Source organism: Stappia sp. 28M-7, assembly GCF_014252955.1.
GTDB lineage: Bacteria > Pseudomonadota > Alphaproteobacteria > Rhizobiales > Stappiaceae > Stappia.
This window is the reverse complement of the sequence record NZ_JACMIA010000001.1, coordinates 4,576,703-4,591,962: the sequence shown is the minus strand read 5'-3', so window position 1 is coordinate 4,591,962 and position 15,260 is coordinate 4,576,703. Positions and strand designations below refer to the sequence as shown.

At 68.0% G+C, this 15,260-nt stretch carries 12 protein-coding genes and 1 tRNA gene; 4 read left to right on the top strand and 9 right to left on the bottom strand.

The genetic code is table 11. From position 1 onward, the window contains the following. Window positions 1–93: 93 nt before the first annotated feature. Both hemC and H7H34_RS20640 read left to right on the top strand, forming a co-directional pair. Window positions 94–1,029: a hydroxymethylbilane synthase gene (hemC, locus tag H7H34_RS20645; protein WP_209006272.1), complete on the top strand. Its 936-nt coding sequence runs from the start codon at window positions 94–96 to the stop codon at window positions 1,027–1,029. A gap of 3 nt (window positions 1,030–1,032) precedes the next feature. Continuing rightward, window positions 1,033–1,740, top strand: a complete 708-nt coding sequence (locus tag H7H34_RS20640; RefSeq protein WP_185926296.1) for a uroporphyrinogen-III synthase — start codon at window positions 1,033–1,035, stop codon at window positions 1,738–1,740. Here the strand turns inward: H7H34_RS20640 and H7H34_RS20635 are convergent. After that, on the bottom strand, window positions 1,718–2,665 hold the full coding sequence (locus tag H7H34_RS20635; protein WP_185926295.1) for a hypothetical protein: 948 nt from the start codon (window positions 2,663–2,665) through the stop codon (window positions 1,718–1,720). The genes H7H34_RS20640 and H7H34_RS20635 overlap by 23 nt on opposite strands. Between H7H34_RS20635 and H7H34_RS20630 the strand changes: the two genes are divergently transcribed. Then, complete coding sequence (locus H7H34_RS20630; RefSeq protein ID WP_185926294.1) at window positions 2,634–3,896, top strand: COG4223 family protein; 1,263 nt, start codon at window positions 2,634–2,636, stop codon at window positions 3,894–3,896. The genes H7H34_RS20635 and H7H34_RS20630 overlap by 32 nt on opposite strands. 61 nt (window positions 3,897–3,957) lie before the next feature. After that, the gene (locus tag H7H34_RS20625) at window positions 3,958–5,796 is read left to right on the top strand and encodes a heme biosynthesis protein HemY (RefSeq protein WP_185926293.1); all 1,839 of its coding nucleotides are present in this window, start codon (window positions 3,958–3,960) and stop codon (window positions 5,794–5,796) included. Between the two features lie 73 nt (window positions 5,797–5,869). On the opposite strand, the gene acs is transcribed toward H7H34_RS20625, so the two are convergent. From acs to H7H34_RS20585, 8 genes are all read right to left on the bottom strand, one after another. Next, the gene (gene acs, locus H7H34_RS20620) at window positions 5,870–7,810 is read right to left on the bottom strand and encodes an acetate--CoA ligase (protein ID WP_120270001.1); all 1,941 of its coding nucleotides are present in this window, start codon (window positions 7,808–7,810) and stop codon (window positions 5,870–5,872) included. 154 nt (window positions 7,811–7,964) lie between these two features. Then, the gene (locus H7H34_RS20615) at window positions 7,965–8,363 is read right to left on the bottom strand and encodes a DUF1761 domain-containing protein (RefSeq protein WP_185926292.1); all 399 of its coding nucleotides are present in this window, start codon (window positions 8,361–8,363) and stop codon (window positions 7,965–7,967) included. A 29-nt stretch (window positions 8,364–8,392) separates the two neighbouring features. Next, on the bottom strand, window positions 8,393–9,031 hold the full coding sequence (locus H7H34_RS20610; protein WP_185926291.1) for a hypothetical protein: 639 nt from the start codon (window positions 9,029–9,031) through the stop codon (window positions 8,393–8,395). A 193-nt stretch (window positions 9,032–9,224) separates the two neighbouring features. Further along, window positions 9,225–9,300, bottom strand: a tRNA-Thr gene (locus tag H7H34_RS20605). Window positions 9,301–9,568: 268 nt separating this feature from the next. Continuing rightward, window positions 9,569–10,969: a TadE/TadG family type IV pilus assembly protein gene (locus H7H34_RS20600; RefSeq protein ID WP_185926290.1), complete on the bottom strand. Its 1,401-nt coding sequence runs from the start codon at window positions 10,967–10,969 to the stop codon at window positions 9,569–9,571. 188 nt (window positions 10,970–11,157) lie between these two features. Beyond that, on the bottom strand, window positions 11,158–11,715 hold the full coding sequence (locus H7H34_RS20595; RefSeq protein ID WP_120270221.1) for an HNH endonuclease: 558 nt from the start codon (window positions 11,713–11,715) through the stop codon (window positions 11,158–11,160). Window positions 11,716–11,942: 227 nt separating this feature from the next. Further along, entirely contained in the window at window positions 11,943–13,355 is a 1,413-nt protein-coding gene (gene leuC, locus H7H34_RS20590; protein ID WP_120270005.1) for a 3-isopropylmalate dehydratase large subunit, read from the bottom strand. 573 nt (window positions 13,356–13,928) lie between these two features. After that, window positions 13,929–15,221 (bottom strand): TRAP transporter large permease, encoded by a 1,293-nt coding sequence (locus H7H34_RS20585; protein WP_185926288.1) that lies wholly within the window; start codon window positions 15,219–15,221, stop codon window positions 13,929–13,931. Window positions 15,222–15,260 lie beyond the last annotated feature (39 nt).

Below are 15,260 nucleotides of genomic sequence, written 5' to 3'. Positions count from 1 at the left end.
TTGAGCTGGCCGCATTGGCCGATGCGCTTTCAGGTCTTATCATCGCGGTTCCGCCTAACGGACGCACCCCGCCTAACACCAGGGACGAGTTTCTTGCAAACAAAACATTCCGGCCTTCCCTTGCGCATCGGCACGCGCGGCAGCGCCCTGGCGCTTGCCCAGGCGCACGAGACCCGCGACCGGCTGATGGCCGCCCATGGCCTGCCGCAGGAGGCCTTCGAGATCGTCGTGATCAAGACCTCCGGCGACCGCATCCTCGACCGTCCGCTCTCCGAGGTGGGCGGCAAGGGCCTTTTCACCAAGGAGCTGGAAACGGCGATGCTGGAGGGGGAGATCGACATTGCCGTGCATTCCTCCAAGGACATGCCGACGGTGCTTCCCGACGGGCTCGAGATCATCGCGTTCCTGCCGCGAGAGGATGTGCGCGATGCCTTCATCTCGCCGAAGGCGGCGCGTCTGGCCGACCTGCCGCAGGGCGCGGTGGTCGGGTCCTCGAGCCTGCGCCGCCAGGCGATGATCAAGCGCTTGCGACCGGACATCGAGGTGGTGACCTATCGCGGCAATGTCCAGAGCCGGCTGCAGAAGCTGGCCGACGGGGTGGTCGACGCGACGCTGCTCGCCAATGCCGGCCTGCGCCGTCTCGGCCTCGCCCATGTCATCACCTCCTTGCTGGAGGTGGAGGAGTTCCTGCCTGCGGTGGGGCAGGGCGCGATCTGCATCGAGGCGCGCGCCGACGATGCGGCAACGCGCGAGATGATCGCCGCGATCCATGACGCCGCAACGGAGACCTGTCTTGTGGCCGAGCGCGCCTTCCTGCGCGAACTCGACGGCTCTTGCCGCACGCCGATCGGCGGCCTGGCGCGCCTGTCTGGCGATCGGCTGGTGCTGGAGGGGCTGATCCTGACGCCGGACGGGCGCACGGTGCACGAGACCCGGCGCGAGGGGACGGCGGCCGAGGCCGAAGCGATGGGCCGCGATGCCGGCGCCGAGCTGAAGCGCCGCGGCGGCCCGCACTTCTTCGCGTATTGAACCGTGGCCCGCGTCCTGGTGACCCGCCCGGCGCCTGCCGCCGACCGTAGTGCCGAACGGTATCGCGCGGCCGGCCATCAGGTGCATGTGGCGCCGCTCCTGGCGTTCGCGCCGCTCGACCCCGGCCCGGGAGCTTTGCCGCCGGCGGACAGCCTTGCGGCAATCGCGGTGACCAGCGCGAGGGGCATCGAGGCGGCGGTTCCGTTTCTGTCGCCTGCCCATTACGCCCTGCCGCTGCATGCGGTGGGCGAGGCGACCGCACGCGCGGCACGGGCGGTGGGCTTTGCCGATACCCACGCGGCCGAGGGGGATCTCATCGCCCTTGCGGCGGCGTTGAGGGCGGCGATCCCAAGCGGAGGCGAGGTGCTGCATCTCGCCGGGCGCGACCGCTCGGGCGACCTCGCTGCGCTCTTGCAGGATGCCGGGATCGGCTGCCGGCTGGTCGAGCTTTATGCGATGGAACCGGTGGGGCACCTGCCGGAGGATGTGCGTGCGGCCTTGTCGGATGGTACCGATCCGGTGCTGGCGCCCGTCTATTCGCGCCGGTCCGCACAGGCGCTGGCCGATGTGCTAGCCGCCTGGGGCGACCGGCCGCCGTTTCGCTTTCTCGCCATCTCAGCGGAAGCGGGCGAACCGCTGACCGGCCTCGGGCCGGTGGACCTTGCGAAAACTCCGGATGAGGCCGGCCTCATGGCACTGCTGCCGCGGTGATGTGCGGGTGTTGAAACGATTTTTTCGCCTGCGGCGAAACTCGCCGAGGGGCAAATTTGTTTTGCACCGCAAGACCGGCGAACATAGACAAAGGGGTGAGGGGCAAGGACGCCGCCGGACGCGCTATACTGGCCCCGTGCCGATATCCGGCCCCGGTGAAGGACCCAAGGGAGAGACCGTTCATGGCTGCTGACAGCAAGAAGCCGGACCCCAGGAGCACCGCTTCGAAAACCGCCGACCCGAAGGCGGGCGATCCGAAAGCGACCGACGCCAAGGGGGCGGCGGGCGCCGGGCGCAAGCCGGTGACCATCGACCTGCAGGCCAAGGAAGTGGGCGCGGCGAAGACCGCTTCTGCGTCTTCCGGCAGTTCCTCGGCTTCGACGGCGTCGCCGTCTTCTCCTTCGCAGACTTCGGCTGCACCTGGAGCGGCATCGAAGCCGGCAGGCAGCGCAACGAGCAGCCAGCCCACCCCCGGCCAGGCATCCGGCCCGGCAAGCGGTTCGACGCCCGGGGCCTCGGCTTCCCCGTCTGCCGCCGCGGCCGGCGCGAAGCCGTCCACTGGCGCGTCCTCGGCCGCCTCGACCGGGAGCAGCGCGTCTTCCGCCAGCTCGCAGGCCTCGCCCACATCTTCGGCACCCTCGCCGTCATCCTCCGGCTCGGACACGGCAGCCAAGCCGGCTGCGGCAACTCCCTCCTCGGGGGCGGCTTCCTCGTCCACTCCGTCGTCTTCCTCGGCATCGTCGGGTGCCGCCGGCTCAGCCAGTGGGGCTGCCGCCAAGCCGACCTCTTCGGCATCGGCCGCAGCCTCGGGCGCGTCTTCGCAGGCCAAGCCGGACAAGCCTGCAGCCTCTACGTCGGCAAGCGAGGCGAAGTCCTCGACCGGTTTCGGCGGATTGCTTGCCGCCTCGCTGCTGGGCGGTGCCATCGCTCTTGGCGGCGTTTGGGGTGCCAATCAGGCGGGTCTTCTGTCCCCGGGCAGCGGATCGGCCGAATTGCGGTCGGCGCTGACCGCCGCGCAGAGCCGCATCACCGGCCTAGAGACGCAGATCGCAGGGCTCGCCGAGCGTGAAGCCCCGGCCGCCGATGCCGCGTTGAGTGCCGTCCAGGAGCGCATCGCCGCGCTTGAAACGTCCTTGCGTGACCTCTCGTCCGGGTCGGTGGCAAGCGGCCTGTCCGATGAAGCGGCAACGCGCATCGACCAGATCGAGTCCGGCCTTGCCGAGCTTCGCCGGTTCGTGTCCTCCGGCGGTGCCGGCGAGACGGCTGGCCTTGCCAGCCTGCAGGAGGCGCAGGGCACGCTGGATACGACGCTCAAGCAGATCTCGGAAGGCCAGCAGGCACTGACCGCCCGTCTCGACGAGCTTGCGGCCAAGGTTCCCGACACCTCGGAGCTTTCCGGCGGCGTTGCCGAGCTGCGCGACCGCGCGGCCTCGCTCGGGCAGGACGTCGAAGGGCTGAAGTCGGAGCTCTCGGGCCTGCGCGGCGATCTCGACACGATCTCCGGCAGCCAGGATGCCCTGGCCACGAAGCTCGAGCAGGAGCTGTCCGGCCTGATCGGGCGCGTTGCCGAGCTGGATGAGCGGCTTGCCCCCGTCGAGGCGCAGATGGGCGATGTCAGCGCGCGGGAAACGGCGGCGCGTGCCGTTGCCGTCTCGTCGCTGCGCGCGGCGATGGACCGGGGCGAGTCCTACGCGACCGAGCTCGCGGCAGTCTCCTCGGCGCTGCCGGAGGGGACGGATCTTTCCGCCCTTGCAGCGCGCGCTGAAAGCGGCGTGCCGACCCGTGCCGCCTTGCGGGCAGATTTCGCCGTTGCGGCGCGCGCCATGGCAGCGCAGATCGATGCGCCTGCCGATGGCGACCTCGTCGGCAGCCTGCTGGCCAATGCCCGCTCGCTCGTTTCGGTTCGCCAGCCCGGCGAAAGCGATGCGGCAACGCCCGAGGCCGCGCTCGGCCGCATGGAAGCGCGGGTCGACAGCGGCGATCTCGCCGGCGCGCTCGCCGCCTACGAGGAGCTGCCGGAGGCGGTACGTGCCGCCGGCGCGGACTGGGTGGCGGATGCCAGGGCCCGGCTTGCCGCCGACGAGCTGATGGACCGGGTGACCGGCGACGTGCTGAAATCGATGGGCGGATCGGCGACGCCGGCCGCCTCGAACTGACGACCGCCGCGCCAGTTGCGCACCAATCGCCGGGTAACGAGCCGCCGGGAGTAGAGACGACATGATCCGCTTGCTGATTTTCATCGCCCTGGTCTTCGCCGCCGCGCTCGGCATGGCGTGGATTGCCGACCGGCCCGGCCTCGTCACGCTGGACTGGCAGGGTTACCGGATCGAGACCGGGCTGATGACCGCGGCCGTAGCGCTGGCGGCGCTGCTGGCCATCGGCATCTTCCTGTGGAACCTGGCGCTGTTCCTGATGCGCTCGCCTGGCCTTGTCGGCCGCTTCTTCCGCCGTCGCCGTCGGGATCGCGGCTATGACGCACTGTCGAAGGGCATGCTGGCGCTGGGCGTGGGCGATGCCACCAGCGCCTCGCGCTATGGCGGCGAGGCAGCCAAGCTGCTCGGCCACGAGCCGGCGACCTCCCTGCTGCTCGCCCAAAGCGCCCAACTGGCGGGCCGTCACGAGGAGGCGCGCGGCCGCTTCGAGGCGATGCTGGAGGATCCCCAGCTGAAGCCGGTGGGTCTGCACGGGCTCTACGTCGAGGCGGAGCGGGTCGGCGAGCCGGTTGCCGCGCGCCACTATGCCGAGGAAGCGGCGAAGCTGGTGCCGGGTCTTGCCTGGGCCGGCCGCGCGGTGCTCGGCTATCAGGCCGTTGCCGGCGACTGGGCCGATGCGATCCGTTCGCTGGAGCGCAATTACGCGGCCAAGCTCATCGACAAGAAGACCTTCCGCCGTCACAAGGCGGTGTTGCTGACCGCGCAGGCGCTTGAGCTGGAGGACCGCGATCCGGATCAGGCCAAGGGGCTCGCCTCCGAGGCGCACGGGCTTGCGCCCGATCTGGTGCCGGCCGCGGTGGTTGCGGCACGGCTTGCCACCCGGCGCGGCGACATCCGCAAGGCGCTGAAGGTGGTGGAGACCACCTGGAAGCTTTCGCCGCATCCCGATCTGGCGGACGCCTATGCCCATGCGCGCACCGGCGATTCCGCGCTCGACCGGCTGAAGCGGGTCAAGGCGCTGGCGGCCCTGCGCGCGCACAATGCGGAAGGCGCGCTGGCGCTGGCTCGTGCTGCGCTGGAGGCCTCCGACTACACGCTGGCCCGTGCCCAGCTCAAGGCGGCAATGACGCTGGAGCCGACCCGCCGGGCCTTCCTGTTGATGGCGGAGCTGGAGGAAACCCAGCACGGCGACCGTGGACGGGTGCGCGAGTGGCTCGCCCGCGCCGTGCGTGCGCCGGCAGATCCGGCCTGGGTTGCCGACGGCGTCGTCAGCGAGGCCTGGGCGCCGGTGTCTCCGGTCGACGGCCGCCTGGACGCTTTCGTGTGGACCTCGCCTCCGGCCGCGCTCGACCACCAGGACACCTCTCTGGAGGCGCTGGACGAGGCGATGTTCGAGGCGCTTCCCGCGGTTGCTGCCTCGATCCCGGCTCGGCCGGATGAGATCGATGCACTGAACGACGGGCCGGTCATGGAGATGACGCCGGCTGCGCCTGCTGCCGAAACCAGGCCCGCCGACACGCCGGCGACGGTTGCCAAGGTCGAGGAGACGGCTCCGGAGAAGGTGGCCGAGAAGGCCGCGGAGAAGCCCGTGGCCGAGGTAAAGCCTGCACCTGCGCCTGCTCTGGCAGCAAAGCCGGTCGAGACGGCAGCCGCCGGGAAGGACCTTGCGGAAAAGAGCGAGGCCAAGCCTGCGGCGGCTCCTGCAGCGGCGGCTGCAGCTGCAGCTGCAGCCCCGGCTGCCCCGGCGAAGGGCGATGCGAAACCGGAGCCGAAGGACGACAAGGGCAAGGACCTGTCGCGGCCCATCGAGTTTCCGCTGAAGCACATGCCGGACGACCCGGGACCGGATGGGGGCGACGATGAGGAGCCGCCGAAGAACCCGGGTTACCGCTTCTTCAATTGACGGCGGGCACGAGAATGCAAAAGGGGCGCGGGATCATCTCCCGCGCCCCTTCTTTGTTGTCTTCCTGCCTGCGTCAGGCGCCGCGGTTCTGGCGGTTCTCGATCAGGTCGTCGACCACGGCCGGATCGGCCAGCGTCGAGGTGTCGCCGAGGTTCTCGAAGCTGTCCTCGGCGATCTTGCGCAGGATGCGGCGCATGATCTTGCCCGAACGGGTCTTCGGCAGGCCGGGGGCGAACTGGATCAGGTCGGGCGAGGCGATCGGCCCGATCTCCTGGCGCACCCAGGCGCGCAGTTCCTTGGCCAGATCCTCGCTCGGCTGCTCGCCGGCCATCAGCGTCACATAGACGTAGATGCCCTGGCCCTTGAGGTCGTGCGGATAGCCGACCACCGCGGCCTCGGACACTTTGGGATGGGCGACCAGAGCCGATTCCACCTCGGCAGTGCCCATGCGATGGCCGGAGACGTTGATGACGTCATCGACGCGGCCGGTGATCCAGTAATAGCCGTCGGCATCGCGGCGGCAGCCGTCGCCGGTGAAATACATCCCCTTGTAGGTGGAGAAGTAGGTCTGCACGAAGCGCTCGTGATCGCCGTAGACCGTGCGCATCTGCCCCGGCCAGCTGTCGGTGATGACGAGGTTGCCCTCGGCGGCACCCTCCAGGATCGCGCCTTCCGCATCGACGAGAGCCGGCTGCACGCCGAAGAAGGGCCGCGTCGCGGACCCGGGCTTCAGCGCCGTGGCTCCGGGCAGCGGCGTGATCAGGATGCCGCCCGTCTCCGTCTGCCACCAGGTGTCGACGATGGGGCAGCGGCTGTCGCCGACATTCTCGTAGTACCAGATCCAGGCTTCCGGATTGATCGGCTCGCCGACCGAGCCGAGGATCCGGAGCGAGGCACGCGAGGTCTTCTTCACATGGTCGGTGCCGGCGCCCATCAGCGAGCGGATCGCCGTCGGCGCGGTGTAGAAGATCGTCACCTTGTGCTTGTCGATCACCTCCCAGAAGCGGGCCGGGGAGGGATAGGTCGGGATGCCCTCGAACATCAGCGTGGTCGCGCCGTTGGCGAGCGGTCCGTAGACGATGTAGGAGTGGCCGGTCACCCAGCCCACATCCGCCGTGCACCAGTAGATGTCCTCGTCCTTGCAGTCGAAGACGTATTGGTGGGTCATCGAGGCATAGGTGAGATAGCCGCCGGACGTGTGCAGCACGCCCTTGGGCTGGCCGGTGGAGCCGGACGTGTAGAGGATGAAGAGCGGGTCTTCCGCGTTGACCTCGACCGGCGGGCAGCTGTCCGAAACGCGCTCGCGCGCCTCGTGGTACCACACGTCGCGGCCATCCTTCATGGCGATGTTGCCGCCGGTCCGCCGCACGACCAGCACCTTGTCGACCGGCGCCTTTTCGGCGGCCTTGTCGACATTGGCCTTCAGAGGCACCTTGCGGCCGCCGCGCAGGCCCTCGTCGGCGGTGATCACGACCTTGCTTTCGCAGCCCGAGATACGCTGCGACAGGCTGTCGGGCGAAAAGCCGCCGAACACGACCGAGTGGATGGCGCCGAGCCGGGCGCAGGCCAGCATCGCGTAGGCCGCCTCCGGGATCATCGGCAGGTAGATGGTCACCCGGTCACCCTTGGCAACGCCCAGGTCCTTGAGGACGTTGGCGAAACGGTTCACCTCGCCGGCGAGCTCGCGATAGGTGATCACCTTGTGCTCGGACGGGTCGTCGCCTTCCCAGATGATTGCCGCCTTGTCGCCGCGCGTGGCCAGATGGCGGTCGACGCAGTTGGCGGAGACGTTCAGCGTGCCGTCCTCGAACCATTTGATCGAGACGTTGTGCGGGTCATAGGAGGTGTTCTTGACCCGGGTATAGGGCTTGATCCAGTCGATCCGCTTGCCGTGCTCGCCCCAGAATGCCTCCGGGTCGGAGACCGAGGCGGCGTACATCTCCTGATACTTCGCATCGTCGATCAGGGCGGATGCGGCAATCGCAGCCGGAACCGGATAGAGATTTTCGGACATACGGATCCTCCCAGTATCTCGAAGCGCGCGCATAATGCCGGCGCACCCCTAGTTGTCGCCGGGCATTATGGTGATCGCGGCGGGGGCCGTCCACTTTGCTGCAATCGTTCTTTCGTAGGCGGGGCGGGACGCGGCGTTAAGTCCGCCTGATCCGTCAGCCCATCAGACCGAGAACGATTCCCTGGGCGAGGAGAACGGCCAGCCAGTGGCCGCCGTCGATCAGGGTGAGCGCCCAGGAGGAGCCCTGGAAGCGGTGGTTGACGATCAGGCTGGTGGCGAGAAAGCCGGTCCAGACCAGGACGGCCGACAGGATGCCGTTGGACACGGTCATCGGGCCGGCGTGGTAGATGATGCCGGCGAAGATCAGCGCCATCACCAGCTGGCAGACGAATGTGGCGAGGAACAGGAGCGGTCGCGGCTTGATGTCCGCCTCGTCCAGGCGGGCGGCGCGCATCCACACCTTGCCGAGCACCCCGTACCACACCGCCCCGGCGGCGAAGGAAGCAACTGCCGCGGCCAGCACGGCGAGAAGGTCGATCCCGTCGAACATCATCAGCCTGATCCGTTCCAATTTTTCGCCGTTCAGGCGATCAGCGTTTCCAGCCCGGCACGGGCAAGGCCGGCCGCAAGATCCTCCAGCGCCTCGCGGCGCTCCGCCGCCCGGCCCGCCAGGAGGTGGACCAGAACGGTTCCGCGTGCTTCTGCCGCTGCCCGGGACAGGGCTCGCGGCAGGGCCGGACCGCGGCGGATGCCGTCTCGGTCGATCTCGCCGATCCACACGCAGCGGGCATGACCGCCCTCCGGGCTTGCCTCGCCGAGACCGATCACCACGACCGCGTTGCGAAAGTCCTCCAGCGCGTCGAGATCGACGCCGGAAAACAGATAGCGCTTGCCCGAGGCCCCGGAGAGATAGCGGTAACGGTCGCCGAGGCCAAGTTCCTCGGCCGCGCGCGGCGCGCCCGCCTGCGCCGGAACCGACAGTTCGTCCAGCGTCTGCCCCGCGATGGGCGTCTCGACGGAGGATGCGGAGAGAAGATCAGCGGGGTCGCTTGCCGAGCTGTCTGCCGGCCTGGCCGCATCTGTTGGAGATGCGGGCGGAACAGCGCGCTCGCCCCTCGCGTCGGAGGGCCGGGCAGGGGAAGATGGTCGATGCTCCGTTCCGGCAGTTCCGCCGTCACTGGCGGACGTGCCGGCCGGCAGGGTTGCAACGGGTCCGGTCATGCCGCGATGATAGAACGTATCGTGAACTCTCGCCAGCACAAATGCGCGCCAGTACGGCCGCTGCGGCAGGCTTGGACGTCTCGGCAGATATCACGAGGGCGGACCGCAGGCGCAGCCTTGACACGATACGCGTGCACCCTGCCTTGCAGGGCGAAGGGGAAAAGCGGATTTTCCGTAAGGTCGAAGAGGGAAGTGGTGCCGCTGATAGGACTCGAACCTACGACCCCATCATTACGAATGACGTGCTCTACCAACTGAGCTACAGCGGCGTACCAGACCGGGACGAAGTGCCCCGGGGAGTGTGGCGGGTTCCCGCCAGAACCGGCGGCACGGGGCCGGGCCGGTTGCCCGCCGGGCGGTCTGTCTTCTCGGCAAGCACCCCGTTCCGCTTCGGCAGAGCCTCAAGGGCGATACCACGGGAAGGGTGATGCCGGACGACCGGTCCGTCAGGTGGCGGTGTGATAGCGGACAAGCGAGCGGTGCGCAAGAGGCTTTGCACCCGCCATCCCCGCTTTCGCAGCCCCCGGCGGCGCGGCCTCAGCGCGACAGGTAGGTTGACTTGATCTGGTTGGCGATCGCCTGGAACCGCCCGTTCAGCTCGGCCTCGTTTTCGGCGAGATAGTAGTCGCCGGACGAGGAGGCGCATTCGCTCATGACCTTCTTCGCCTGAGAGTTGCTGCCGATCTGAAAACCGACGGTGATGATCCGGATGCCGGATTTCTTGATCGCAGCGCACAGGGCGATGGCGCGGTTGGCCGAGTTCGAACTCTGGTCGAGCCTTGCGACCCAATCGTAGTTTGTCCGGTTGACGCGCATCGGCCCGTCGAACCACGTGTTGAAATCGCCGTCGGTCATCAGCAGCATGTATTTCAGCACGCGTTCGTCGGTATAGGCGGCGGGCTTGCTGGCCGACGGCCAAAGGGTCGACCAGTTGGCCGACAGCGTGTACCAACCCCAGGCAACGCCGGTCTGGCCGGCAGTGTTGCCGCTCGCCGATAGTCGGGAGATCGTGTAGAGCGGCGTTCCGGGCTTGGACGAAGAGCCCGGATCGAGCGTCAGCGGCACCACTTCGGCATTGGGGCAGACGAAGCCGGAGTGGCTGAGCATGCTCCAGCCGTCGTAGTAGTAGCCGCTGTTGTAGCCGGCCTGCTGGGCGCCGGGGCCGATCGACGCGGTGACATAGCTGACGTCCGTATAGGCCTGGGCGCCAGCTCGCTCGGACACGCATCCGGGATAGGAGGTGCGGCTGGCGTTCAGCCCCTTGGTGGCGAGCGAGGCGCGCGCGGAGCCGATATTGACGCCGCTGGCATAGGGCACGACAGCGATCCGGACCTTCTCGTTGGTGGGTGCGATGTCGGGCGGCACCAGCGTGTTGACGAAGTTGGTTGCGGCGCTGCGCAACGCGGAAATCTTGCTGCCGCCCATCGAGCCGGTCACGTCGAGGACCAGCGTCGCCTCGACGCTCTTCGGATAGACCGCCTCGGCGTTGACGCTGACATTCAGTTCCTTGGGGCCGAAGCCGGCGAGATGGATGAAATAGGTCGGAACGCTCGAGCGCGCCGAAACCTCGATCACCCGGGACTCGGTGTTGATCTTCGGCTCGTCGATGACGATGGGGCTGGCGCTGCCGGACCCTTTCGTATTGGCCCCGAAATAGGCCTCGTAGTTGGCGTTGAGATACGACTTGATCTCTTCGGCGGTCATGTTGCGGATCGAAAGCTCTCGGGCCACTGCCAGCATTGCAGCGTCGAGGCCGCGGGCAATGCTCTGGCGCTGATTGATGGCGCGGGCGAAATCGAGGCCGGCGCCGCCGGCGACGATCGCGAAGATCGCAACGATCGCGAAGAGCGGCAGGATGGAACCGCTGCGGTCCCTGCCGAAGCGCCGCGCCTGGCGTCCTGCAGCCTTCAGCCTCTTGCCGGAATTACGAGACAGCATCTTTCCCCACTCCCGTGCCCATGCGGCGGCACGTGCCTGTTGCCGGGACAGTGGCACGAAGGAGCGACCGGTTGGTTAAGTCATTCTGCGAAAAACGGGAGTTTCAAAGAGTAGGTTGACGAAGGGTAAAACCGCCAAGATGCCGCGGGCGCGGCCCTGCGCGGGGCGGCGACGGCAGACGGTTGAGCTCAGGGCTCCAGCTCGGTGTCCCAGTAGAGGAAGTCGAGCCAGCTTTCGTGCAGATAGTTCGGGGGGAACAGGCGACCGTTGTTGTGCAGGTCCTGGACGGTCGGGGGGAAGGGCATGTGCATCGGCCACATGCCGATGTCGCCACAGGACTTGTTGGCTTTGCGGAGGTTGCAGGGCGAGCAGGCCGTAATCACGTTGTCCCAGGTAGTCTGCCCGCCTTTGGAGCGTGGGACGAGATGGTCGAAGGTCAGTTCCTCCCGCGAGCCGCAATACTGGCATTGAAACCGGTCGCGCAGGAAGACGTTGAAGCGGGTAAAGGCGGGGTGGCGGCTCGGTTTTACATAGCTTTTCAGCGAGACGACGCTGGGAAGTCTGAACTCGCTGCTCGGACTTCGAACCGTGATGTCGTACTCGGAGACAATGTTGACCCTGTCGAGGAACACGGCTTTCACCGCATCCTGCCACGCCCACAGCGACAGCGGATAATATGCCAGCGGGCGGTAGTCAGCATTAAGCACCAGGGCCGGGTGAGCACCTGGAGAGATGGCGAGTGTCACACCTTCGCTCCTCATGCCTGCTTCGCCGGCCCAGCGAAGGCGCATCGCAACCGCGATTCGCTTCCCCGGCCGGTCGACCGAACGCGAGCATAGTGTAGAGCCACAGTGACAGTCTTGTGAAGCCCGACAAAGCGCATGGCTCGGTCTTTGACGCAGGGGCTTGCACGCAAAAAAAACGCGGGCCCGAGAGCCCGCGTTCATTCTCCTGGACGCTACGGCGTGGGATGTCAGCCGTGCGGCCACTCGCGGATGTCGACGAAATGTCCAGCGATCGCGGCGGCGGCCGCCATGGTCGGCGACACCAGATGGGTGCGGCCCTTGAAGCCCTGACGGCCCTCGAAATTGCGGTTCGAGGTGGAGGCGCAGCGCTCGCCCGGCGACAGCTTGTCGGCGTTCATGGCAAGGCACATGGAGCAGCCCGGCTCGCGCCAGTCGAAGCCGGCCTCGCGGAACACCTTGTCGAGGCCTTCGGCCTCGGCCTGCGCTTTCACCAGACCCGAGCCGGGCACCACCATGGCGTTGACGCTCTCGCGCACCTTGTGGCCGCGGATGACCGAGGCTGCGGCGCGCAGATCCTCGATGCGGCCATTGGTGCAAGAGCCGATGAACACCCGGTCGACGGAGATGTCGGTGATCGGGGTGCCGGCGGTCAGGCCCATGTACTGCAGCGCGCGGCGCTTGGAGGCGCGGCGGTTCTCGTCCTCGATCTCCTCCGGATCCGGCACGCGGCCGGTGACCGAGATCACGTCCTCGGGACTGGAGCCCCAGGTGACGATCGGCGGCAGGTTGGCCGCGTCGAGGCGCAGTTCGCTGTCGAAATGCGCGCCCTCGTCGGTGAAGAGCTTCTGCCAGTAGGCGACGGCCTTGTCCCAGTCGGCGCCCTTCGGGGCCTTCGGGCGGCCCTTGATGTAGTCGAAGGTCTTCTCGTCGGCGGCGATCAGGCCGGCGCGGGCGCCGCCCTCGATCGACATGTTGCAGACGGTCATGCGGCCTTCCATCGACAGCGCGCGGATCGCCTCGCCGGCATATTCGATGACATGGCCCGTGCCGCCGGCCGTGCCGATCTCGCCGATGATCGCCAGGATGATGTCCTTGGCGGTGACACCGTCCGGCAGGATGCCGTCGACGGTCACGCGCATGTTCTTCGCCTTCTTCTGGATCAGCGTCTGGGTGGCGAGCACATGCTCCACCTCCGAGGTGCCGATACCATGGGCGAGCGCGCCGAAGGCGCCATGCGTCGAGGTGTGGCTGTCGCCGCACACGATGGTCATGCCCGGCAGGGTGAAGCCCTGCTCTGGGCCGACGATGTGGACGATGCCCTGGCGCAGGTCCGTCTCGCTGTAATACTCGACGCCGAACTCGGCGGCGTTTTTCGCCAGCGTGTCGACCTGCAGGGCGGACTCCGGATCGTCGATGCCGTGGCTGCGGTCGGTGGTCGGCACGTTGTGGTCGACCACCGCCAGCGTACGCTGCGGCTGGCGGACCTTGCGGCCGGTCATGCGCAGGCCTTCGAAGGCCTGCGGGCTGGTGACCTCATGCACCAGGTGGCGGTCGATATAGAGCAGGACGGTGCCGTCCTCCTGGGTCTCGACGACGTGGTCGTCCCAGATCTTGTCATAGAGTGTGCGCGGAGCGTTCATCTGTCTCTCCTGATAATCTGTAGGTCCGGGACGGGGCCGTCGGGCCTCCGGCCGGGTGCCGCACGGAGCGCGGCGAATGGCGGTCTTCGAAGAAAAGTGCGGGCCTCTCAGCCAGCGGGGGTACCAGCCGGCGCGAGGCCGGTGGTAAGGCCGGGATCGCCCGGCGATGCAAAAAGGGCGTGAAAGCGCGCAGGCAGGCGGCGGCGGTCGCCGATCTCGATGCGCTGCCAGCGGCGGGTGCGGGTCGGGCGCGGACGCGTACAGTCAAGCGCGCCCCGGACGGTGCCGTCCGGCTGCGATGTCCTGCCGCGCATTGGCGCGGGCGTCCTGTCACACGATGCGACCGGCATGGTCTCCAGCGGCTCCAGCTTCCGACGCTGCCGGTTCCCTCCCCGCCTGAAGCGGCGGCCGGCATGTCGATCGATGACGGGCCACGCTGCCGGCGGCGCCCGGTTCGATGGAACCGCGCCTGCCGATGTCGTGCCCGTTCCCTTTCATTTGCGCCGATTGCCCTGCCGGGTCAAGGCCGCAGTTGCCTGCGCGGGCCGCCCCGAGCGGCCGGAGCGGACGGGGTCAGCGCATCAGGCCGGGCAGCAGCAGGACCAGCGAGGGTACGGCGACGATCAGCGCCAGACGCACGATATCGGCGAGGATGAACGGCACGATGCCGCGGAAGATCCGCCCGAGCGGGACATCCGGCATCACCGTCTTCAGCACGAAGACATTGAGGCCGACCGGCGGGGTGATCAGGCTGATTTCCGTGACGACGACGACGACGATGCCGAACCACACGAGGTCGTAGCCGAGGGCGGCCATCATCGGCGCGAAGATCGGCACGGTGAGCAGCACCATGGAGAGGCTTTCCAGCACCATGCCGAGGCAGAGATAGACGCCGAGGACGGCCAGCAGGATGCCCCAGGGCGGCAGGTCGGAGGCCGCCGCCATGCCGGAGAGCGCCGCCGGCAGGCCGGCGATGTTGACGAAGTTGGAAAAGATCAGCGCGCCGATCAGCACCATGAACATCATCGTCGTGGTAGCGGCCGTATCGCTCAGCGTCTCCAGCAGGTTGGCAAGGGTCAGCCGGCGGCGGGCGAGCGCGATCAGGAATGCGCCGCTGGCGCCGATGCCGGCGGCCTCGGTGGCGGTGAAGACGCCGGCATAGATGCCGCCGATCACCAGCGCGAAGAGGGCGGAGATGCCGGCGACGCCGGCGAGGGCGCGGAAGCGCTCGCGATAGGGCAGGCGTTCGGCCGGCGGACCGGCTTCCGGGCGCCGCCAGCAGACCAGCCAGACGGCGGCCATGTAGCCAAGGATGCCGAGAATGCCCGGAATGATGCCGGCGATGAACAGCTTGGCGATGTCCTGCTGGGCGGTGACGCCGTAAAGCACCAGGATCACGGAAGGAGGGATCAGGATGCCGAGCGTGCCGCCGGCGGCGATCACGCCGCTCGCCAACCCGTCGTCATATTTGTAGCGGCGCATCTGCGGCAGGGCGACCTTGCCCATGGTCGCGGCGGTGGCGAGCGAGGAACCGCAGACGGCGGAGAACCCGCCGCAGGCGACGGCGGTCGCCATGGCAAGGCCGCCGCGTCGATGGCCGAGCCAGGCGTGGCAGGCAGCGTAGAGCTCGTCGGACAGGCCTGCCCGGGTGACGAGGTTGCCCATCAGCACGAACAGCGGCACCACCGACAACGGGTAGGAAAGGCCGGTGTCGAAGGTGGTCTGTCCGACCATCGCCATGGCCGGGGCGAAGCCGAGGATCATCGTCAGGCCGAGGCCGCCGACGGCGGCCATGGCGACGGCGATCGGCACGCCCGCGAACATCACGACAACGAGAATGACGAGGCCGGGAAGCCAGGTTTCCATGGTCTTGCGAAGGTCCCTGGGGGAGGTGGACGAGGCGGC

Coding starts and splice junctions, on each gene's coding strand:
- H7H34_RS20635 (WP_185926295.1), bottom strand. CDS start 2,665: ATGGCACCGCCCAGCAGCGAGGCGGCAAGCAATCCGCCGAAACCGGTC.
- H7H34_RS20625 (WP_185926293.1), top strand. CDS start 3,958: ATGATCCGCTTGCTGATTTTCATCGCCCTGGTCTTCGCCGCCGCGCTC.
- acs (WP_120270001.1), bottom strand. CDS start 7,810: ATGTCCGAAAATCTCTATCCGGTTCCGGCTGCGATTGCCGCATCCGCC.
- H7H34_RS20615 (WP_185926292.1), bottom strand. CDS start 8,363: ATGATGTTCGACGGGATCGACCTTCTCGCCGTGCTGGCCGCGGCAGTT.
- H7H34_RS20610 (WP_185926291.1), bottom strand. CDS start 9,031: ATGACCGGACCCGTTGCAACCCTGCCGGCCGGCACGTCCGCCAGTGAC.
- H7H34_RS20600 (WP_185926290.1), bottom strand. CDS start 10,969: ATGCTGTCTCGTAATTCCGGCAAGAGGCTGAAGGCTGCAGGACGCCAG.
- leuC (WP_120270005.1), bottom strand. CDS start 13,355: ATGAACGCTCCGCGCACACTCTATGACAAGATCTGGGACGACCACGTC.
- H7H34_RS20585 (WP_185926288.1), bottom strand. CDS start 15,221: ATGGAAACCTGGCTTCCCGGCCTCGTCATTCTCGTTGTCGTGATGTTC.